The sequence below is a fragment of the Streptomyces sp. NPDC101191 genome (genome assembly GCF_044767915.1).
Classification (GTDB): domain Bacteria; phylum Actinomycetota; class Actinomycetes; order Streptomycetales; family Streptomycetaceae; genus Streptomyces.
In genome coordinates this window covers 20,514-39,463 of the sequence record NZ_JBIWOU010000011.1, presented here as the reverse complement: position 1 = coordinate 39,463, position 18,950 = coordinate 20,514, and the positions used below count along the sequence as shown (strand labels likewise).

The following is an 18,950-nucleotide window of genomic DNA, read 5'->3' as shown; positions in this document are numbered from 1 at the left end:
CCGGCCCGGGACCACGGCCCGCGGGCCCGGGACGTCGGTTCCGAGGTCAGTCCGTCATGATCTCGGCTGTGCCGCCCAGTTCGACGGTGCGGCCGGGGCCGGTGGTGGCCGTGATGGTGGCCGGGCTGCCGAGCGAGTCGCCCATGTCGACGGCGATGCCGGTGATACCGCGGCCGGCCAGATGGGCGGCGAGGCATGCGGTGCTGTTGGCGTTGGCGATGTCCTCGGGCACGCCGATCGACGGGGCGAACATCCGGGCCGCGAGGGCCCCCTCGGGCGTGGGCGCGGAGTGGACGTACGCGCCGAGCAGGCCGAACCGGTCGCAGGCCGCGCGCAGGGCGTCGAGGTCGGGGGTCAGGGCGGCGAGCGCGGCGCGGGTGGCGACGGGCACGAGGACGCGCTCCCGGCCCACTCCGGCGATCCGCACGTCGGGCCCGGCCGCTTCCGGGTCCAGGCCGAGCGCGGGCAGCACGAGGGCGCGTTCCTCGGCGGTGGGCTCGCGCAGGTCCACCCGGCCGGGGTCGAAGGCCGCGGTGAGCCGGTCCCCGGCGCGCTCGGCGCGGCCCGCGAAGACCCGCTGTCCGGTGCGCAGGCCGGCCCGGTAGGGCCGGTCGCCGCCCTCGCGGGCCGCGAGCAGCGCGAGGGCGGCGACGGTGCCGTGCCCGCAGGCGGGCAGTTCGCCCTCGGCGGTGAAGAAGCGCAGGTCGGTCAGGTCGCCGTCGCGGCGCACGTACACGGCGTGCGAGGTGCCCCACGCGGCCGGGATCCGGCGCCGCTCCGCGTCGCCGAGCCGCGCGCCGGGCGTGTCGTCCTCCACCACCACCGCCGTGGGGCTGCCGCCCGCGCCGCCCCGCAGGCAGGCGCGGACGACGGTCACGTGCGGGGTGGCTGCGGTCACTTCGGGTCCTCCAGGGTGGCGTACCCGGTGCGTGCCGACTGCTCGCCGGTGTGGGCACCTTCCTGGAGCTGGAAGAGGGAGCCGAAGGGGCGCTCCGCGAGCGGGAGGCGCCACGTGCCGGGTTCCACGCGGGCCGTGTCCGACACGCTACCGCGCAGCAGCCGTACACCGGCCTCGTTGTGGCCGGCGTGCGCCCCGAAGTGGATCGGGTAGGCGTCGGCGGCCCGGTAGGCGGGCAGGAAGGCACGGCGGTAGCGCTCGGAGCGGTTCGGCGAGGAGTAGTGCAGGAGCAGGCAGTGGATGAAGACGACGCTGCCGGCCGGTGCCTCGATCGGCACGGCGTGCGCCGGGTCGGGCGCGCCGGGACCGCTCACCTTGCCGCGGAAGTAGCCGTCGACGTAGTGGTCGGCGAGGCCGCGCAGGTGGGAGCCGGGGACGGCCTGGAGGCAGGAGTTCTCGACGGTGGTGTCGTCGAGGTAGACGAGGGCCGTCACGAGGTCGGTGTTGGTGTGGGGGTAGTAGGCGAAGTCCTGGTGCCAGTCGACCTCGCTGCCGACCTGCGGGGCCTTGAGGTGGAGCTTGCTGTAGTGGAAGAGGATGTCGGGGCCGATGAGCGCCTCGACGTGGTCGAGCAGCCTGGGGTGGGCGGCGGCCCGTTCGAAGGCGGTGTGCTGTTTGGTGGGCGACCAGATCCGGCGGGCCAGGCCCCCGTCGCCCGGCTCGACCTCGGCGACGGCGCCGATGTCGGGGACGCTCAGGATCTCCGTGATGGCGTGGTTGAGCTCGGCGACCTCGTTCGGGTCGAAGAGGCGCTCGGCGACCGCGAAGCCGTTCTCGCGGTACTCCTTCACGAGCGCGGCCGTGTCGGGTGCGGACATCCGCGGGGTTCCTCTCTGGGTGGGCGCTCTCAGGGGGCGGGAGGTGGGGCCGCCGGGCGTGGGACGGTGCCCGGCGGCCCCGCTGCGGCTCAGGCGCCGCCGACCGGCACCGCGGCCGGGGCCCGGCGCGGGCCGGACGGGGTAGGGTCGGCGCCCGGCCCGTCCACGGTGGAGGTGACGACGCCCGCCTTGGCGAACTCCTCGAAGAACGCCGGGAAGGAGAGCCGGACCTCCTCGGAACCGGAGTAGAGGTTCGCGGACTTCATGCGCAGGCCGGCCACGAACAGCGACATGAAGATCCGGTGGTCGCCCCAGTGCGAGAACGTGACGCCGCCGGGGTACGTGGACCTGCCGCGTACCTCGAAACCGTCGCAGACCCCGCGGTCGTACCGGGCCCGGATGTCGACGCCGGCCTTGGACAGTTCACCGGTCATGGCCTCGATGCGGGAGGCCTTGTGGAAGTGCGTCACCCGCGCGCCGGTGACCCGGAGGGTGCCGTCGACGTAGGCGCCGAGCGCGGCGAGGGTGGGCACGATGTTGGGGCAGTCGGTGGCGTCGATGTCGAAGTCGCCGCGCAGGGCGCCCTGCGGGGTGTCGACGGTGAGGGTGCCCGCGGCGCGGTCGAGCGCGGTGCGCACGCCGAGCCGCTCAAGGATGGGCACGATCGCCGACTCGCCCTGGGTGCTGGTGCCGTGGACGCCGGTGAACACCGTGCGGCCCGGGTAGAGCGCGGCGGCGGCCAGCGGGTACGAGGCGGAGGTGTAGTCCTCGTGCACGGCGACGTCCCGGGCCCGGTAGAGCGAGGGCTCCACGCGGTAGCGCCGGTGGTCCTCGGAGACGGTGACGTCGACGCCCGCCTCGCGCAGGGTGTGCAGGGTCTGCTCGATGTACGACTTCGAGTGGACCCGGCCGGCCACCTCGATCTCCACGGGGCCTTCGGCGAACGGCGCGGCGAACAGGATCGCGGTGATGAACTGGGAGCTGACGTCGCCGGGCAGCCGGCAGACGCCGCCGGCGAGCCGGCCGCCCCAGTTGACCACCGGTGCGTTGCCCTCGCGGACGACGGATTCGATGTCCGCGCCGAGGTCGCGCAGGGCGTCCAGGAGCGGGGACATGACCCGCTTGCACAGGGTCTCGTCGCCGGTGACGACGACGGGTGACGGCAGGACGGAGGTGAGGGCGGTCATGGTGCGGAAGACGAGTCCGGAGCCGTCGGAACGGATCACGGTGCGCCCGTCGTCCTTGAACTGCCCTCCGGTGCCGGTGATGTCGAGGAAACCGTCGTGCTCGACGATCTCGGCGCCCAGCGCGCGGCAGGCGCGCTTCATGGTCTCGGTCTCCTCGCAGCGCAGGTCGTTGGTGACCCGGGAGCGTCCCTCGGCCAGGGTGCTCGCCAGGATCGCCCGCTGCGTCTCCGGCTTCGAGGCGGGGACGTGGAAGGTCCCCGTGAAGCTCGTGATCGGTTCGGCCCTCAGCATCACGCGGCGGTCGCCTCGTGCCGGGCGACGGTGTCCTCGTAGATCTCGCGGAAGAACATGGCGAGGATCTCCTGGACGTCGTCGATGTACTTGAAGACCTTCTGGAAGTCCTCCTCGCTGAAGATCAGCTGGTGGAGGATGTTCCACATCTCCTGGGAGTGGTCGTCGGTGGTGTCGACGTGGAGGTGGGCGGCCTGGCCCTTGACGTTCTCCTTGCCGAGCCGCTCCTGGAGGTTCTTCACGATGGACGGCTGGAGCTTGGCCTGGGTGTACTCGACCAGGTAGTTGGAGACGACCGGGGCGAGCGCCGACTCGTGCTCCAGGGCGTAGTAGAAGAAGCCCTCGAAGAGGCGGGTGGAGAGGTACGGCTCGGTGGCGAGGATCTCCTCCTCGGTGATGCCGGCGGCCGCGGCGTCGCTGACGTACAGCTTGTCGTGCAGCATCTCGTCGGCCTGGTAGTGGGCGTAGTCGTGGGCCGCCTTGGGCGAGATCTGGGCGATCTTGTAGATGGCCTTGGACTGGCTGACCCGGGAGAGCCGGATCCGCCACACGTGCTCGATGAGGGTGCGGCGGTAGTACGCCTGGTGCAGCTCCGCCGCGGTCATGTGGGAGGCGAAGGGCACGGTGGCCTTCCACTCCTCCATCTTCTTGTCCATGTAGCGGTCGAGCTCGGCCTTCTTCAGTCGGCTCTGCTCCTCGTTGTAGAACGGCTTCGGGTGGGTGATCCCGGTGTTCTGCACGCGGTTCATCGCGTTCTCCTTCGCGGGAGGGTGCTGGGGAGGGACGTTCGGAACAGGTCTGCGGGGGTTCAGGGGGCGGTGGGCGCGGCGGCGGCCTCGGCCACCGCCTTCGCCACGTGCGGGGCGACGCCGTCGAAGATGTCGGGCACGACCTGGCCGCGGGCGAGGGCCGCCTCGTCGACGAGGCCGGCGATCGCGCGGGCCGCGGCGACCTTCATCTCCTCGGTGATGCCGGGTACGCCGGCGTCGAAGGCGCCCCGGAAGATGCCGGGGTAGCAGAGTCCGCAGTCGATCTGGTTGGGGAGGTCGCTGCGGCCCGTCGCCAGGATCGCGACGATGTCGGCGACCTCGTCGGGCAGGAACTCGGGGTGCGGGTTGGACAGGGCGAAGACGACCGGCCGGTCCGCCATGCTGCGCAGGTCCTCGGGGGCGAGGACGCCGCGGCCCGCGTAGCCGACGAGGACGTCCGCGCCGGCCAGGACGGAGCGCAGCGGGCCGGTCTCCCGGTCGGGGTTGGTGTGGTCGGCGAACCAGCGCTTGGCGCCGGTGACGTCGGTACGGCCCGGGTGCAGGGCGCCCTGCCGGTCGCAGGCGACGATCCGGCGGACGCCGATGCTCATGAGGAGCCGCGCCGTGGAGGTGCCGGCGGCCCCGGTGCCGGCGACGACGACCTTGAGGTCGGCGAGCTCCTTGCCGACCGCCTTGGCCGCGTTGATCAGGGCGGCGGTGGCGGCCACGGCGGTGGCGTGCTGGTCGTCGTGGAGGACGGGGATGGACAGCCGCTCGCGCAGCCGGTCCTCGATCTCGAAGCAGCGGGGGGCGGAGATGTCCTCCAGCATGATGCCGCCGAAGGTCGGCTCCAGGTGGGCGACCGTGTCGACGATCGCGTCGACGTCCTGGGTAGCCAGGCACAGGGGGAACGCGTCGATCCCCGCGAACTCCTTGAAGAGCAGCGCCTTTCCCTCCATGACGGGCAGGGCCGCCAGCGGTCCGAGGTCGCCGAGGCCGGAGACGGCGGAGCCGTCGGTGACGATGGCGACGGTGTGACCGCGCAGGGACCACCGAGCGGCCGCGGAGGGGTCGCGGGCGATGCGCTCGGCGACCCGGGTGAAGCCCGGGGTGTAGACCCGGGCGAGGTCCTCGCGGTTGCGGAGCGGGACGGTGGCGCGGACCTCCAGCTTGCCGCCGGCGTGCAGGTCGAGGATCACGTCGTCGGGCCCCAGGGGGCCGGCGGGCTCAGCGGTAGCGGACATGGAAGTGCTCCGTCGCGTGTCGGTCGAGGAAGGCGGTCTCGGCGTCGAGGGCGTCGGCCGCCACGTCCCACAGGGCGTCCATCAGGCAGATCGCCCGGTCGGACGCGTCGAGCCGGGCGCCCTCCGCGACGTGCAGGCGGAGGATCCGGGGCGGGCGGGTGGGCGGGTCGAAGCGGATCGTGTCGACGGTCCGCCCCTTCTCGCCGTACTTGCTGAGGAACACGGTCGCCCGGGTGGGGGCGCCGGTGCGCAGCGCCTCCAGCTGGGAGATCCGGGTGAGGCGCTCGTGGAAGGCGTCCCGTTCGTCGTCGGCGGCGAGCAGCGACTCGGTCCACAGGTCGAGCAGGGAGTGCCCGGTGACGGTGCGCACGCTGGCGTCGATGAGGCTGCCGCCCATCCGCGGGTTGATCTCGATGATCTCCCAGCGCCCGCGGTCGGCCCAGTACTTGACCTCGATGTGGAAGGCACCGGCGGCGAGCCCGTGCCCGCCGAGGGCGGCGAGGCAGTCGGTGACGAAACGGGCTCCCTCCAGGACGAGTCCGCGGTCGATGCTCGCGGGCGGACTGACCGACATCCCTTCCAGGGTGGTCCGCTCCAGGCGTTCCACGCGGGCCTTCTCGTGGACGCACAGGTGGTGCGCGCGCCCGTCGAGGACGAGGGTCTCGAAGCTGAACTCCGGGCCCTCGACGTACTCCTCGACGAGGAAGTCGTACCGGTCCATGAAGATCGCCTTCATGCGCCGGTCCGCGCGCATCTGCTGCTGCATGGCGGGGAGTTCCGCGAGGGCGGTGACGTCGTCCAGGAGGAACGCCGCGAAGGACGAGGCGCCGCGCACCGGCTTGACGAACCACCGTGCGGAGGGGTCGAGTTCGGGCACCACGCCGGGTGCGAGCCGGCGGGCCCGGACCTCGCTGAGGCCCTGCGCGAAGAGGAAGCGGCGCAGCTCGTACTTGTCGAGGCACAGGCGGAGCGCGGGCTCGGCGGAGTCGTGCGCGCCGAGCCGCTCGTTGAGCTCGGCCATCAGGAGCCGGTAGCCCTCGAAGGTCGCGAGGGCGGCCTCGACGCGGTAGCCGCGGTCGGCGAGTTCGCGTACGGCCTTCTCGACGTCGCCGAACCGGAGTTCGGGCTCCTCGGTCACCAGGCAGTCGGCGACGTGACGGCGGCTGTCGTCCAGAACCCCGGGGTGCTCGGGACGGGAGCTGAGCGCGACCAGGGTGCGGCCGAGCCCGGCGGCGGCCGCCGCGGCCTCCTCGGTGAACGACCTGCCCTGGTGCATGAGCAGCAGGACTGCCGGCTTCATCTGTGCACCTCCTCGACGGTACGGGTCCGCACTCAGCGCCGCCGCAGCGGCTGCCGGTCCGCGGTCTCGCGCTGGTGGGCGCGCAGGATGTCCACGAGCCGGGCGGCGCCGCCCTCGCGGACCGGATCGACGACGGGCAGGCCGGTCTCGGCCTCCAGCTTCTCGGCCTCCCGGCGGTAGTCCTCCTCGGTGAAGCCGGCGCTGTTGACGCTGACGACGGCGACCTTGGCGGGCCTTTCGAAGACGGTGAGCTCCTCGTTCATGCGGATGAGCTCGGGGAGGGGGATGATCGGCGTCTCCCAGACCTTGACGCGTTCGGCGCCCAGGCGGTGGCAGAAGACGAGGGCGTGCGGCAGGGCACCGTGCAGGATGGCGAGCGCGACACCGCTGGCGCCGATGTGGTTGAGGGAGCCCTGGCCCTCGACGACGACCCACTCGTTGCCGACGGCCGCCTCCAGGACGACCTGCTCGACGGCACCGCCCATGAAGTCGCCGGGCACGCCGTCGACGGCGACGCCGTGGCCGGAGATCATCATGCCGCTCTGGCCGGTGGCGGCGAATCCGGTGGAGATACCGCGCGCGTTGGCCTCGTTCCAGATCTGCAGGGCGGCCGTCTTCTTGCCGATGTTGGAGTCGCTGCCGCAGGTGTGCACGATCCAGGTGTCGTCGAGGTCGAGGACCCGGGCCTTGTTGAGCGGCACCGTGGGCGCGTCCTTGGTCTCCCAGACCGTGACGCCGTGCTCGCCGACCGCCCGGGCGATGTCCGGGTCGTCGGTGAGACGGAAGTGGATGGAGTTGATCAGGTGCAGGCCGTGCCGGACGGCCGCGAGGAGATGCGGCTTCCATCCGGAGGGCAGCTCGGCCGAGTGCAGCCCCTTGCCGATGACCATGACCTCGGGGCGCAGGTGGAGGGCGTCCTCGACGCGGGCGACGATCGGGATGGACCCGCCGTAGCCGAGGACGTCCTGGACGGTCTGGCCGGCCTTGCGGCCGTCGACGACGGCCACGCAGCGGTCCCCGCGGTAGCGGATCAGGGACGCCGCGATCTTGCTGGTGAACAGTCCGAAGCAGCCTTCGGCGAACACCACGAAGTTCTTGTCGACCAGCTCCGCATGATTCAACTGACCCACGCCTTCCTCCACGGACTCGACGGTTCTGTTGCGGGACGCGCTGTTCGGTCGGTACGGACGGGGCACGAACGGGGGCGCTACGAGGCGGGCTCGGCCGTCAGGCGGTAGCGGGCGCGCACCTGGCGGACGGCCTCCTCGATCTCGGCCTGGGTGCCGCCCCGGAAGAGGAAGCGGCCGGCCTGGAGGATGGCGTACGAGCCGGGCCGCGACACGAGCAGCTCGCCCGGTTCCGGCACCAACTCGCGGTAAAGAAAAGGCACTTCCCCGAGGAGCGGGGTGGCGGACAGCACCCTCTGGGGCAGCGGCCGGGGGCCCGGGACGGTCAGCCAGCCGCCGCTGAGCGCCGGGTCGGCGACCGGCGGGTCCACGGGACGGCCGAGCAGGACGTCGACCCACAGCCGGAAGAGATTGACCCCGTGGACGTCGTGAATGACGTAGGGGACGTCCGCGCCCGGCACCCGGGCACCGACCTCCAGGAACACCAGCTCCGCGCCGGTGTCGAAGAGTTCGAGGTGGAAGGCGGAGGAACGCAGACCGAGGGCGTCGAGGCAGCGCAGCGCGAAGTCCTCGCAGCGGGCGCGGACCGAGGGATCCGTCTGGAGGACCGATCCGAGCGGTTCACCCAGGAGCTCGAAGTCCAGGCAGGTGGAGACGTAGCGCGAGGTGCACAGGAAGAGCGGCTTGCCGGAGGCGTCCACGACACCGTCGACGTGCAGGATCTCGCCCCGTACGAACTCCTCGATCTCGTGTCCCCGCAGGTCGTGCTCCTCGCACAGGGCCGCCAACTCCCCTTCCGAGGCGATCTCGCGGACGCCCTGGCTGGACGCCCCGCGTACCGGCTTGACGATCACCGGGTAGCCGAACTCGGCTGCTGCGGTGCGAACTTGGTCGGGAGAGACGCAGGAGGCCCAGCGTGGGACGCGGACCCCGGCCCGGGCCAGGGTCTCCTTCATGACGGTCTTGTCGCGGAAGCGGGCGGTCTCCTCCGGGCCGGCGCCGGGGATCCCGTACCGCTCGCGCAGGGTGGCGGCCAGGTCGAGCAGCAGCTCGGAGAACCCGATGACGTGCTCGAACGGGCCCTCGTCGCGGACGACCTCGTCGAGGATCCGCAGCACCCCGTCCAGGTCGTCGAAGTCCGGCACGACGTGCACGCGTTCGGCGTCGGCGGGCACGCCGCTGCGGCCCCCCGCGTCGCAGACGTAGGTGACGCGGTCGGTCTCCGGGCGGAAGAGCCCCTCGGGAGCGGCCAGCCGGTTCTCCCAGCGCCGTTCGTCGTCGGGCCGGGGCCAGCGGTTCAGGAACAGGATTGAGCCCGACATGGGGATGCCACCCTCACCGTTCACGGGATGCCAGGGACGTGCGGAGCGCGGCCTGTCGAACTGCGGGCTTCCGCCCTGCGACCGACCACGATGCGACACGCGCGGTGCGATGCGGCGCCCGGTGTGCCGGCCGCCCGGCCGTTCCGCCGTGTCGCTCTCGCGCTGCCCCAGCCTCGCACGCGACCGGCGCGGCCAGAATAGGACCTAAGTCCCAGCAGGGCCCTCGCGTTGCGGGCTTGCGCGGGAGAGGGAGCGGCGTCTAGGCCGTGGATCGAAAGTGCGTCCCGGGTGGTTGATGATCACCGTTCAGGGGGCGGGAGGCCTCACGGACGAGCAGTGGGCGGTGGTGGAGCCGTTGTCACCGAAGGGGGCGAAGGCGGGGCGGCCGCCCGTCCGGCCTCGGCGGCAGCTGATCGACGGCATACGGTTCCGGGTCCGGACCGGTGTTCCGTGGCGGGAAATCCCTGTCGGACGGCGTGGGTGAAGGGGCCCGCCTGTGCGAAGCATCGGATTCACCCTGCCCGTCAACGTCGCGCGGCAGGTACCAGGAGTGGTCAGAGAGTGCGAACATCGGGGGCGGAGGCGGCCACGCCGGGCCGCCGGCCGCGTCCGGTCCTCAGGGCAGTTTGTGGGCGAGAACGTCGAGTCGCTCGACGGAAGGCGGCTGGGAGAACAGATCGCCGGCCCGTTCCATCAGGGCCTCGCCCAGCCGGCCGTTGAGGTGGGCCTGACGTGCGGAGTCGGCGGGGAAGGCGTCGAAGATCGCGAACGAGGTCGCGCTCAGGCGCACAGCGAACCAGGCGACGGTGTCGGGCTCCTCCCGCACGAGGTCAAAGCCCTTGCGGAGAAAGTCGGCGACCTCTTCCTCCTTGCCGGGCTTGGCCTCCATGCTTACGTACAGCCCGACCTTGACGTCTGCCATGAGGGGACTCCTTTCGGTGCTCGGCCGCCCGTGAGCGCCCGGGCACTGCCGTGACCGGTTGGCATAGAACGCGCCTATTGCGGCCGGATTACTACGCCTTTGCGCATATTCTTCTCCGGCCGGCAGGTCGAATCGCACTCACCGCGCCGCAGCACCCGCAACATGCGGTCCGGATGTACGGCTCAGGCGCCACCCACAGACGCACGGAACTCCGGCGGCCGAAAGAGTCCTTCCTGTCAACGTGGGGCAATGGCCCCCACCACTGCCTCCACGGTGCGACCACAGACCCAGCCACAGCCCCGGCCGGCGCATCCGCCCGCCCTGCTCAGGGCGGGCCCGCCGTCATTCTCCGGGTGGGCGGGTCCGGTCGGACCAGTTCACGACGTACGGCATCAGCAGCCCGACCAGCAGGAACAGGGCGCCCATGGCGAGCCAGCCGGGCTCGCCCCAGCCGAGGCAGACCATGCCGAGCAACGGCGGGCCGATCGCGTTCGACAGGCCCTGCCCGATGCCGTAGAGGCCCGAGTACTGCCCCTGGGCGTGGGCCGGAGCGAGGCCGAAGGACAGCTCGAACGAGGCCGCGGTGTGCCAGAGTTCGCCGATCGTGTGGACCACCACGCCGAGCGCGACCACCACCACGGCGACCCAGCCGGGCGCGCCGCCCGCCGCCGCGATGAGGGCGGTGGCCAGGAGGAACGCCACCCCCGCGCGGCGCACCACCCGGCCGGCCGCCACGTTGCCGTCGATGCCCCGGCTGGCCCGCACCTGGAGGCAGACCACGAGGGCGGTGTTGACGGCCACGCTCGCGCCGACGAACCACCGGGGCGCCTCGGTGTGCCCGATGATCCACAGCGGCAGCGCGAAGATCAGCACCTGGGTCTGGATCGACATTATCCCGTCCAGGGCGGTGAGCACCACGTACGGCCGGTCCTTGAGCGCGAGCCAGCGGCCGGTCTCCGCCGGAGCGCCGACCGGCGGCACGGACGGCATGCGGGAGGCCAGCGCCGCGCAGACGAGGAAGGCGACGGCGTTGCCCAGGATGAGGCCCACGTACGCGGTCCGGGTGTCGAGCTGGACGACGACGCCGGCCGCGAGGGCCCCGCAGCCGGCGGCGATGTTGTTGAGGGCGCGCAGGTAGGAGCGGTAGCGGGTGGGGTGGGGGGCGCCGACGGCTCGGGTCAGCGGGCCGCGGGCGGCCGTGCCGGCCGAGTTGGCGAGTTCGGCCAGGCACATGCACGCGACGAGCCACGGGAAGGAGTGCACGAAGACGAGCGTCGCCACGGCGAGCGCCTGCACGACGACCGCGATCCGGTAGACCTCGCGCGGTCCGCGCCGGTCGGCCACGTGCCCGACGGGGATGCCGGCGACGAGGCCGATCAGGGCGGCGGCGCCGAGCGCGAATCCGACCTGCGCCACCGGGATGCCCACCGAGCGGGTGAAGAAGAGCGCGGCGCCGGCCATGAACAGGCCCTTGCCGATCATGTTGACGAAGGTCGCGGCGGCGAAGACGCGCTGGGGGCCGGTCTCGGGCATCAGGCCCCAGTTCACCAGCCAGGCCGCTAACCCACCGCCGCCCTCCTCGGCGGCCGTCCCGGGCGCGGTGCCGGCCCGTTCCTCGCTCCGGCTCTGTTCACTGGTGTCCATGGGATGCCCCTCCGGGTGCGGTTCAGGTGTCGAGGCCTCCCCGCCTGACGAGCTGCGCGGCGATCACGTTCCGCTGGATCTCGTTGGTCCCCTCGCCCACGATCATCAGCGGTGCGTCACGGAAGTAGCGCTCGACGTCGAACTCGGTGGAGTAGCCGTAGCCGCCGTGGATGCGTACGGCGTCGAGGGCGATCCGCATGGCGGTCTCGGAGGCGAACAGCTTCGCCATGCCGGCCTCCATGTCGACCCGGCGGCCGGCGTCGGCCTCGCGGGCAGCGTACAGCGTCAGCTGGCGCGCGGCGGTCAGCGAAGTCGCCATGTCCGCAAGGTAGTTGCCGATCGACTGGTGCTGCCAGATCGGCTTGCCGAAGGACTCCCTGGTCCGCGCGTACGCGAGGGCGTCCTCCAGGGCCGCCCGGCCGACGCCGAGCGCGCGGGCGGCGACCTGGAGCCGCCCGGTCTCCAGGCCCTTCATCATCTGGCCGAAGCCCCGGCCCTCGGCACCGCCGAGCAGGGCGTCGGCGGGGGCGCGGTAGCCGTCGAAGGAGAGCTCGCAGCTCTCCACGCCCTTGTAGCCGAGTTTGGGCAGGTCACGCGAGACGGTGAGGCCCGGGCCGTGCTCGACGAGCAGGATCGACATGCCGTGATGGGCCGGCCGGGCGTCGGGGTCGGTCTTGCAGAGGAGGGCGATGAGGCCGGAGCGGCGGGCGTTGGTGATCCAGATCTTGGCGCCGTCGATCACGTATCCGCCGGATCCGTCAGGTCCGCGGGGTGTGTCGGGTCCGTCTGGTCCGTCGGGTCCGTCGGGTCCGCTGGAAGCGTCGGGTCCGTCAGGCCTGCCGGATCCCGCGGGTCCGGCAGACCCGCCCGGTCCCGCGGGCCCGTCGGGTCCGCGGGATGCGTCGGAAGTACGCGAGGGGCCGGGCGTACGGGATTCGCCGGGCGTACGGGATGGGCCGGGCGTACGGGATTCGCCGGGCCCGCCGCGCCCGGCGCCCTGCTTGCGGGCGACGGTGCGCATGGCCTGGAGGTCGGAGCCGCCGCCGGGTTCCGTGAGGGCCATCGTCGCCCGCAGCTCGCCCGTGGCCATCCGCGGCAGGTACCGGCGCCTCTGCTCCTCCGTACCGAAGTGCAGCAGCAGCTTGGCGACCACGGTGTGACCGCCCATGGCCCCGGCCAGGCTCATCCAGCCGCGGGCCAGCTCCTCGGTGACGAGGACGTAGCAGAGGGTGGAGACGGGCGTGCCACCGTACTCCTCGGGGACGGCGAGCCCGAACACGCCCAGCCGCTTCATCCGCTCGACGAGCGCCTCGGGATAGGTGTCGGCGTGTTCGAGCTCGCGGACGACCGGCTTCACCTCCCTGTCCACGAAGTCGTGGACCGTGCCGACGACCAGTCGCTCCTCGTCGGACAGGATGTCGAGAACGCTCATGCCGTGCTCCTCCGCCCACTAGCGTCAGGGGGACTCATGACACCACGCGCCCGTGACGAGGAGTCCATGGCCGAGCCCGCTCCCCTCCCCCCTCCCCGCCCCGCGACCTTCGCCCGCGCCCAGGACGGCACCGCCCTGGCGTACCAGCACCGCGGCGAGGGCCCGCCGCTCGTGCTGCTCGCCGGGCAGGCCAACGACCACCACTGGTGGGACGACGTGCGCGAGGACTTCCACGCCACGCACTCCACCCTGACGCTGGACGCGCGCGGCACCGGCGACAGCGACAAGCCCCGAGGCCCCTACTCCACCCGGCAGTTCGCGGACGACGTGGTCGCCGTGCTGGACGCGCTCGGGATCGAACGGGCCGACGTCTACGGCACCTCGATGGGCGGCCGGGTCGCCCAGTGGATCGCCATCGCCCACCCACGGCGGGTCCGCCGGCTGGTCCTCGGCTGCACCTCCCCCGGCGGCCCGCGGGCCGTGGAACGCGACGCGACCGTACGCCGCGCCCTCGCCCGGCCGGACGCCGACGCCGTCCGCCTGGCCCTGGCCGACCTGATGTACTCCCCCGCCTGGCGGGCCGCGCACCCCGGCCCGTACGGCACCCTCGGCGACCCCCGGATGCCGGCGCACGCGCGACACGCGCACCTCCTCGCGAGCAACGGGCACGACGCCTGGGACGCGCTGCCGCGGATCGCAGCGCCCACCCTGGTCATGCACGGCGACCAGGACCGGCTCACCCCGCCGGACAACCTCCCGCTGCTCGCCTCGCGGATCCCCGGCGCACTCACCCACCTCTTCCCGGGGGCCCGGCACGCCTACTTCGAGGAGTGTCGGGCGGAGGCCGGGACACTGGTGCGCACGTTCCTGGGGTCCGGCCCGGCGGAGGAGTCCGCGTGAGCGCCGGTCCCCCGCCGATCGGCGCGTACGCGGCGGGCTGGCGTCCGGGGCCCGTCACCGCCCTGGACCCGCTGCCCGCCGGGCCCGTGGCGGCCCTGTCGGCGGTGCTCGACCTGCCGGGCCCGGTCGCGGCGGACGGCGGGGAGCTGCCGCCGCTGTGGCACTGGCTGTACTTCCTGGACTGGCCGGCCGGTCGGGAGCTGGGGCCGGACGGGCATCCGGCGCACGGGCACTTCCTGCCGCCCGTCCCCGACCGGCAGCGCATGTGGGCGGGCGGGCGCTGCGCGATCACGGCGCCGCTGCGGCTCGGCGAGCCGGCCGAGCGGGTCGCCTCCCTCGCGGAGGTCACGGCCAGACGGGGGCGCAGCGGGGACCTGTTGTTCGTGACCGAGCGGCGCGAGTTCCGGCAGGGCGGGCGGCTGTGCCTGGTGGAGTGGCAGGACGTCGTCTACCGCTCGGGGCGCGGCGCACGGAGCGGGGAGCGGGGGGCCTCCTCGGAGGAGGCTTCCCGCGAGGGCGCTTCCCCGCACGGCTCTCCTCAGGGGGCCGCTTCTCGAGACCCTTCACGAGACGCATCTCGGGAGAGCGCCTTCCGGGCCGCGGCGGGGGCCGCCTCCGCGGGCGGCACGCCACGGGGCGGCACGCCCCGGGAAGGACCGCCGGTCGCGCCCCCGGCCGGCCCGCCGGTCTCCCCTCCGGAGGGTCCTCCGGGGGCCGGGGGGCCGCCCGGGGCCGGGGATCCGTGGCGGCTCGCCCTGTGCCCCGGGCCGGCGCTCCTCTTCCGCTTCAGCGCGCTGACCGCGAACGCCCACCGCATCCACTACGACGCGGACTACTGCCGGGACGAGGAGGGGCACCCGGGTCTCGTCGTGCACGGCCCGCTGCTGGCCCTGCTCATGCTGGACGTGGTGCGTCGGCACGCCCCGGAGCGGCGGGTGCGCTCGTTCGCGTACCGCCTGCGCCGCCCGGTGTACGCGGGTGAGCCGCTGACGGCCGGCGGCGGACCGGTCGGCGAGGGCGCGCTGCTACGGGTCGCCACCGGCCGGGAACCGCGGCACGCCACGGCGCAGGTCCGCTTCGCCTGACCGGCACCGGCATCCCGACGCGCACCGACATCGGCGTCCCCGGGCATCGGGCACCCGGCACCGGCCCCCGGGCATCGGGCACCCGGCTCGCACCCCCGGCATCGGGCACCCGGCCTCGGGCACCCCTGACTCCGGCACCCGGGCATCGGGCACTCGGCACCGGCCCCCCCGGCACCGGGCACCCGGCATCGGGCACCCGCCGGCGGCCGTCAGCCGGTCAGGGCGGCGAGCACGTCGCGGCCGACGGTCTCGTCGCCGAGGAGGGCGTTGTGGTCGAGGCAGCCCGCCGGCCGGTTGTCGGCGCCGGTGAGCGGGACGCTGTCGTCGGGGTTGATCACCTCGTCGCAGCCGGACCAGAAGGTGGTGTACGCGACCGCGCCCGGCGTCTCGTCGCCCTCGGCGAGCCGCTTCTGCACCCAGCTGCCGGGGGTCATGTCCCGGCAGGCCTGGTCCCACAGGGCGCAGGCCCAGGCGACGCTCGTGCCGTGGTTGGGGCCTCCGAGGGAGATCCAGTGGGCGACGGTGGCGGTGCCGCCGCCGTACTTCAGGTACCAGCGGGTGGGCAGGCTGCCGTAGGAGTGGGCGACGATGTCGACCGTGTCGGCGCCGGTGCGCCGCCGGACGTCGTCGACGTAGGCGGCGAAGCGGCCGGCGAGCACCTCGTTGACGGACTGGTGGGTGTCGTAGCCCCAGCGGTGGATCTCGCCGTCGGTGTAGCCGGCGGCCCGGAGCCGGGCGTCGAGCCCGCCCCAGACGCCGGGGTCGGCGTTGTAGCCGTGGACGAGGATCACCGGGCGGTGGGGAGCCGCGGCGGTCCGGGCCCGGGCCGGGGACACGGGGCCCGCGAGGACGGCGGCGAGGACGGCGATCAACGCGAGCAGCGGAGCGGCGGTGCGTCGCATCGGCGACCTCCGGGGCGGATGGACACGGCAGTTGACGGAGCGTCAGGTAGACGCGGGCGTGATGTTACCCGTCGGAAACCCGCCACGACACCCCCGTGGCCAGAACCACACAGGGCCCCCCTGCCGCACATCAGATAAGGCGGGTTAGCATATGAGCACTGTCTAGCTCGAAAGATGCACTGTGACTGTCAACGAGGACTCGTTCACAAACTGGAAGCACCGCGAGGAAATCGCGGAGTCCATGATTCCGATCATCGGGAAGCTGCACCGGGAGCAGGACGTCACGGTCCTCGTTCACAGCCGCTCCCTGGTGAACAAGTCGGTGGTCAGCATTCTCAAGACCCACCGATTCGCCCGCCAGATCGTCGGCGAGGAGCTCTCGGTCACCGAGACCCTGCCGTTCCTGCAGGCGCTGACCACGCTCGACCTGGGTCCGTCCCAGATCGACATCGGCCTCCTGGCCGAGTCGTTCCGGACCGACGAGCGCGGCCTGTCGGTGGCGGAGTTCACCGCCGACGCCGTCGCCGGCGCCACCGGCGCCAACAAGATCGAGCGCCGCGACGGCCGTGACGTCGTCCTCTACGGTTTCGGCCGCATCGGCCGCCTGGTCGCCCGCCTGCTCATCGAGAAGGCCGGCTCCGGCAACGGTCTGCGCCTGCGCGCCATCGTCGTCCGCGGTGGCGGCGAGCAGGACCTGGTGAAGCGCGCCTCCCTGCTGCGCCGTGACTCCATCCACGGCCAGTTCCAGGGCACGATCACCGTCGACGAGGCGAACAGCACGATCGTCGCCAACGGCAACGCGATCCGCGTGATCTACGCCAACGACCCCTCCGAGGTCGACTACACGGCGTACGGCATCGACAACGCCATCCTCATCGACAACACCGGCAAGTGGCGCGACCGCGAGGGCCTGTCGAAGCACCTGCGTCCGGGTATCGACAAGGTCGTCCTGACCGCCCCGGGCAAGGGCGACGTCCCGAACATCGTGCACGGTGTCAACCACGACACGATCAAGCCGGACGAGCAGATCCTGTCCTGCGCGTCCTGCACCACCAACGCGATCGTCCCGCCGCTCAAGGCCATGGACGACGAGTACGGTGTGCTGCGCGGTCACGTGGAGACCGTCCACTCGTTCACGAACGACCAGAACCTGCTGGACAACTACCACAAGGCCGACCGCCGCGGGCGTTCCGCGCCGCTCAACATGGTCATCACGGAGACGGGTGCCGCCTCCGCCGTGGCCAAGGCGCTGCCCGACCTGAAGGCGCCGATCACCGGCAGCTCGATCCGCGTCCCCGTGCCGGACGTCTCGATCGCGATCCTGAGCCTGCGCCTGGGCCGCGAGACCACCCGCGACGAGGTCCTCGAGTACCTCCGCGACGTCTCGCTGCACTCGCCGCTGAAGCGCCAGATCGACTTCACCACGGCCCCCGACGCCGTCTCGATGGACTTCGTCGGCTCGCGCCACGCGTCCATCGTCGACGCCGGCGCGACCAAGGTCGACGGCGACAACGCGATCCTGTACCTCTGGTACGACAACGAGTTCGGCTACTCCTGCCAGGTCATCCGGGTCGTCCAGCACGTCTCGGGCGTCGAGTACCCGACCTTCCCGGCTCCCGCGGTCTGATCCGCCGGAACACGGACGCACACGCCGGACGGCGGTGGGGCAGTGCCCCGCCGCCGTCCGGCGTTTCGTGTGTCCGGACGTCTCAGGAGGCGGCCGCGGGCCAGCGGTGATGCAGGGCGTCGATGTGGAAGACGTGCGAGTGCGGCCCCGCCGCCCCGGCCAGGTGCGGATGGTCGGCGGGCAGCTCGGGGTGGGCGTGCGGCAGCGCCGCCGGGTCCGTGCGCGGCCAGAGCCGGGCCGCGGCCAGGGCGGCGAGCAGCGCGAGAGCGCCCAGGAGCACCGCCGGCGGCACCGGTCCCGTACGGGCGACGAGCCATCCGGCGAGCGGGTAGGTGAGCAGCCAGCAGGCGTGCGAGAGGGAGAAGCGGGCGGCGAAGGCGGCCGGGAGGTCGGCGGGGTCGGCCGAGCGGCGCAGCACCCGGCCGCCGGGAGTGAGCACCGCGGACGTCGCCGCGCCGGCCAGCAGCCAGGCGCCGAGCAGCCCGGCCCAGGCCACGGCGCCCCTGCCGACGGTGACGGTGAGCGCGAGCGCTCCGAGGACTCCGGGCAGGGCGAAGGCCCCCGCGAGCATGACGCGCCGTTCGCCCCTCCGGTCGAGGAGCCGGGGCAGCAACAGGGCGACGCCCATGGAGCCCGCGCCGTACGCGCCGAGGGCGAGCGCGACGTCTCCCGCCGGGCGGGCCAGAGCGGTGCGGACCAGGCCGACGGTGCCGGTCAGGACCAGCGCGCCCGCGGCGGCCACGGCCAGGTCGAGGGCGAGCAGGGCGCGCAGCCGCGGGGTGGCGAGCAGCAGCCGGGCACCGGCCGCCACGCGGGAGGCCGCCCTGTCCTCGTGCGCGGCTGCGGGCGGCCGCCGCCCGGGCAGGGCGGTGGAGAGGACGAGCAGTGCGGAGGCGAGGAATCCGACGCCCGTGCCGGCGAACAGCCAGGAGTACGGCACGAGCGCGAGGAGTGCGGCGGCGAGGACGGGCGAGACGAGGCTCTCCAGGTCGTAGGCGAGCCGGGAGAGGGACAGCGCCTCGGTGTAGGCGCGTTCGCCGGGCAGCACCTCGGGGACGGTGGCCTGGAAGGCGGGGGTGAAGGTGGCGGAGGCGGCCTGGAGCAGCAGGACCAGGACGTAGACGTGCCACACCTCGCCGACGAGCGGCAGTGCGAGGGCCGCGGCCGCGCGGATCAGGTCCGCTCCGACGAGCAGGGTGCGCCGGGGCAGCCGGGCGGCGAGCGCTCCGGCGAGGGGCGCGACGGTGACGTAGGCGGCCATCTTGAGCGCGAGAGCGGTGCCGAGGACGGCGGAGGCGTCGGCGCCCGCGAGGTCGTAGGCGAGCAGGGCGAGGGCCACGGTGGCGAGGCCCGTGCCGAGGAGGGCGACGACCTGGGCGGTGAACAGGCGCCTGAAGGTGCGGTTGCGCAGCACGGACAGCACGGCTCCACGGTAGCCCCGG

The 18,950-nt window shown here is 73.0% G+C and carries 17 protein-coding genes; 4 read left to right on the top strand and 13 right to left on the bottom strand.

Annotation, left to right across the window (positions count from 1 at the left end):
- Positions 1–46: 46 nt before the first annotated feature.
- The 8 genes from ACIRQF_RS33075 to ACIRQF_RS33040 all read right to left on the bottom strand — a co-directional run bounded on the left by ACIRQF_RS33075 (position 47) and on the right by ACIRQF_RS33040 (position 8,996).
- Positions 47–898: a PhzF family phenazine biosynthesis protein gene (locus ACIRQF_RS33075; protein WP_404097991.1), complete on the bottom strand. Its 852-nt coding sequence runs from the start codon at positions 896–898 to the stop codon at positions 47–49.
- Positions 895–1,776: a phytanoyl-CoA dioxygenase family protein gene (locus tag ACIRQF_RS33070; RefSeq protein WP_404097988.1), complete on the bottom strand. Its 882-nt coding sequence runs from the start codon at positions 1,774–1,776 to the stop codon at positions 895–897. Before ACIRQF_RS33070 ends, ACIRQF_RS33075 begins: the two co-directional genes overlap by 4 nt.
- A gap of 89 nt (positions 1,777–1,865) precedes the next feature.
- Positions 1,866–3,254 carry a 3-phosphoshikimate 1-carboxyvinyltransferase gene (gene aroA / locus ACIRQF_RS33065; RefSeq protein WP_404097986.1) on the bottom strand — a complete coding sequence of 463 codons (1,389 nt, stop codon included), beginning with the start codon at positions 3,252–3,254 and terminating at the stop codon, positions 1,866–1,868.
- A complete protein-coding gene (locus ACIRQF_RS33060; RefSeq protein WP_376633694.1) occupies positions 3,254–4,003 on the bottom strand; it encodes an iron-containing redox enzyme family protein in 750 nt (249 codons plus the stop codon). The genes aroA and ACIRQF_RS33060 overlap by 1 nt, the downstream gene beginning before the upstream one ends.
- Positions 4,004–4,062: 59 nt before the next feature.
- On the bottom strand, positions 4,063–5,247 hold the full coding sequence (locus ACIRQF_RS33055; protein WP_404097983.1) for an NADP-dependent malic enzyme: 1,185 nt from the start codon (positions 5,245–5,247) through the stop codon (positions 4,063–4,065).
- The gene (locus ACIRQF_RS33050) at positions 5,231–6,547 is read right to left on the bottom strand and encodes an acetyl-CoA carboxylase biotin carboxylase subunit family protein (RefSeq protein ID WP_404097981.1); all 1,317 of its coding nucleotides are present in this window, start codon (positions 6,545–6,547) and stop codon (positions 5,231–5,233) included. Before ACIRQF_RS33050 ends, ACIRQF_RS33055 begins: the two co-directional genes overlap by 17 nt.
- Before the next feature lie 32 nt (positions 6,548–6,579).
- Positions 6,580–7,677 carry a DUF1611 domain-containing protein gene (locus ACIRQF_RS33045; protein ID WP_382480781.1) on the bottom strand — a complete coding sequence of 366 codons (1,098 nt, stop codon included), beginning with the start codon at positions 7,675–7,677 and terminating at the stop codon, positions 6,580–6,582.
- Between the two features lie 77 nt (positions 7,678–7,754).
- Positions 7,755–8,996 (bottom strand): acetyl-CoA carboxylase biotin carboxylase subunit family protein, encoded by a 1,242-nt coding sequence (locus ACIRQF_RS33040; protein ID WP_404097978.1) that lies wholly within the window; start codon positions 8,994–8,996, stop codon positions 7,755–7,757.
- 295 nt (positions 8,997–9,291) lie between these two features.
- On the opposite strand from ACIRQF_RS33040, the gene ACIRQF_RS33035 reads away from it, so the two are divergent.
- Positions 9,292–9,480, top strand: coding sequence for a transposase (locus tag ACIRQF_RS33035; protein WP_404097975.1), 189 nt, complete (start codon positions 9,292–9,294; stop codon positions 9,478–9,480).
- 132 nt (positions 9,481–9,612) lie between these two features.
- Here the strand turns inward: ACIRQF_RS33035 and ACIRQF_RS33030 are convergent, their stop codons facing one another.
- From ACIRQF_RS33030 to ACIRQF_RS33020, 3 genes are all read right to left on the bottom strand, one after another.
- Complete coding sequence (locus tag ACIRQF_RS33030; RefSeq protein WP_404097973.1) at positions 9,613–9,918, bottom strand: putative quinol monooxygenase; 306 nt, start codon at positions 9,916–9,918, stop codon at positions 9,613–9,615.
- A gap of 342 nt (positions 9,919–10,260) precedes the next feature.
- Complete coding sequence (locus ACIRQF_RS33025) at positions 10,261–11,562, bottom strand: MFS transporter (protein ID WP_404097970.1); 1,302 nt, start codon at positions 11,560–11,562, stop codon at positions 10,261–10,263.
- A gap of 22 nt (positions 11,563–11,584) precedes the next feature.
- Positions 11,585–12,994: an acyl-CoA dehydrogenase family protein gene (locus tag ACIRQF_RS33020; RefSeq protein ID WP_404097967.1), complete on the bottom strand. Its 1,410-nt coding sequence runs from the start codon at positions 12,992–12,994 to the stop codon at positions 11,585–11,587.
- A 66-nt stretch (positions 12,995–13,060) separates the two neighbouring features.
- Here ACIRQF_RS33020 and ACIRQF_RS33015 point away from each other — a divergent pair, with 66 nt between their 5' ends.
- Complete coding sequence (locus ACIRQF_RS33015; RefSeq protein WP_404098283.1) at positions 13,061–13,894, top strand: alpha/beta fold hydrolase; 834 nt, start codon at positions 13,061–13,063, stop codon at positions 13,892–13,894.
- Complete coding sequence (locus tag ACIRQF_RS33010) at positions 13,891–14,979, top strand: hypothetical protein (protein ID WP_404097965.1); 1,089 nt, start codon at positions 13,891–13,893, stop codon at positions 14,977–14,979. The genes ACIRQF_RS33015 and ACIRQF_RS33010 overlap by 4 nt, the downstream gene beginning before the upstream one ends.
- 209 nt (positions 14,980–15,188) lie before the next feature.
- Here ACIRQF_RS33010 and ACIRQF_RS33005 read toward each other — a convergent pair whose 3' ends face one another.
- Positions 15,189–15,881, bottom strand: a complete 693-nt coding sequence (locus ACIRQF_RS33005) for an esterase/lipase family protein (RefSeq protein WP_404097962.1) — start codon at positions 15,879–15,881, stop codon at positions 15,189–15,191.
- Between the two features lie 181 nt (positions 15,882–16,062).
- On the opposite strand from ACIRQF_RS33005, the gene ACIRQF_RS33000 reads away from it, so the two are divergent.
- Positions 16,063–17,508, top strand: coding sequence for a glyceraldehyde-3-phosphate dehydrogenase (locus ACIRQF_RS33000; RefSeq protein ID WP_376633709.1), 1,446 nt, complete (start codon positions 16,063–16,065; stop codon positions 17,506–17,508).
- Between the two features lie 82 nt (positions 17,509–17,590).
- Here ACIRQF_RS33000 and ACIRQF_RS32995 read toward each other — a convergent pair whose 3' ends face one another.
- Positions 17,591–18,931, bottom strand: coding sequence for an MFS transporter (locus ACIRQF_RS32995; protein WP_404097959.1), 1,341 nt, complete (start codon positions 18,929–18,931; stop codon positions 17,591–17,593).
- Positions 18,932–18,950: the final 19 nt, after the last annotated feature.

What these genes read in the sequence shown, in the direction of transcription:
- ACIRQF_RS33070 (WP_404097988.1), bottom strand. Translation starts at nt 1,776, where the DNA reads ATGTCCGCACCCGACACGGCCGCGCTCGTGAAGGAGTACCGCGAGAAC.
- ACIRQF_RS33055 (WP_404097983.1), bottom strand. Translation starts at nt 5,247, where the DNA reads ATGTCCGCTACCGCTGAGCCCGCCGGCCCCCTGGGGCCCGACGACGTG.
- aroA (WP_404097986.1), bottom strand. Translation starts at nt 3,254, where the DNA reads ATGCTGAGGGCCGAACCGATCACGAGCTTCACGGGGACCTTCCACGTC.
- ACIRQF_RS33025 (WP_404097970.1), bottom strand. Translation starts at nt 11,562, where the DNA reads ATGGACACCAGTGAACAGAGCCGGAGCGAGGAACGGGCCGGCACCGCG.
- ACIRQF_RS33035 (WP_404097975.1), top strand. Translation starts at nt 9,292, where the DNA reads ATGATCACCGTTCAGGGGGCGGGAGGCCTCACGGACGAGCAGTGGGCG.
- ACIRQF_RS33020 (WP_404097967.1), bottom strand. Translation starts at nt 12,994, where the DNA reads ATGAGCGTTCTCGACATCCTGTCCGACGAGGAGCGACTGGTCGTCGGC.
- ACIRQF_RS33050 (WP_404097981.1), bottom strand. Translation starts at nt 6,547, where the DNA reads ATGAAGCCGGCAGTCCTGCTGCTCATGCACCAGGGCAGGTCGTTCACC.
- ACIRQF_RS33030 (WP_404097973.1), bottom strand. Translation starts at nt 9,918, where the DNA reads ATGGCAGACGTCAAGGTCGGGCTGTACGTAAGCATGGAGGCCAAGCCC.
- ACIRQF_RS33040 (WP_404097978.1), bottom strand. Translation starts at nt 8,996, where the DNA reads ATGTCGGGCTCAATCCTGTTCCTGAACCGCTGGCCCCGGCCCGACGAC.
- ACIRQF_RS33060 (WP_376633694.1), bottom strand. Translation starts at nt 4,003, where the DNA reads ATGAACCGCGTGCAGAACACCGGGATCACCCACCCGAAGCCGTTCTAC.
- ACIRQF_RS33015 (WP_404098283.1), top strand. Translation starts at nt 13,061, where the DNA reads ATGGCCGAGCCCGCTCCCCTCCCCCCTCCCCGCCCCGCGACCTTCGCC.
- ACIRQF_RS33005 (WP_404097962.1), bottom strand. Translation starts at nt 15,881, where the DNA reads ATGCGACGCACCGCCGCTCCGCTGCTCGCGTTGATCGCCGTCCTCGCC.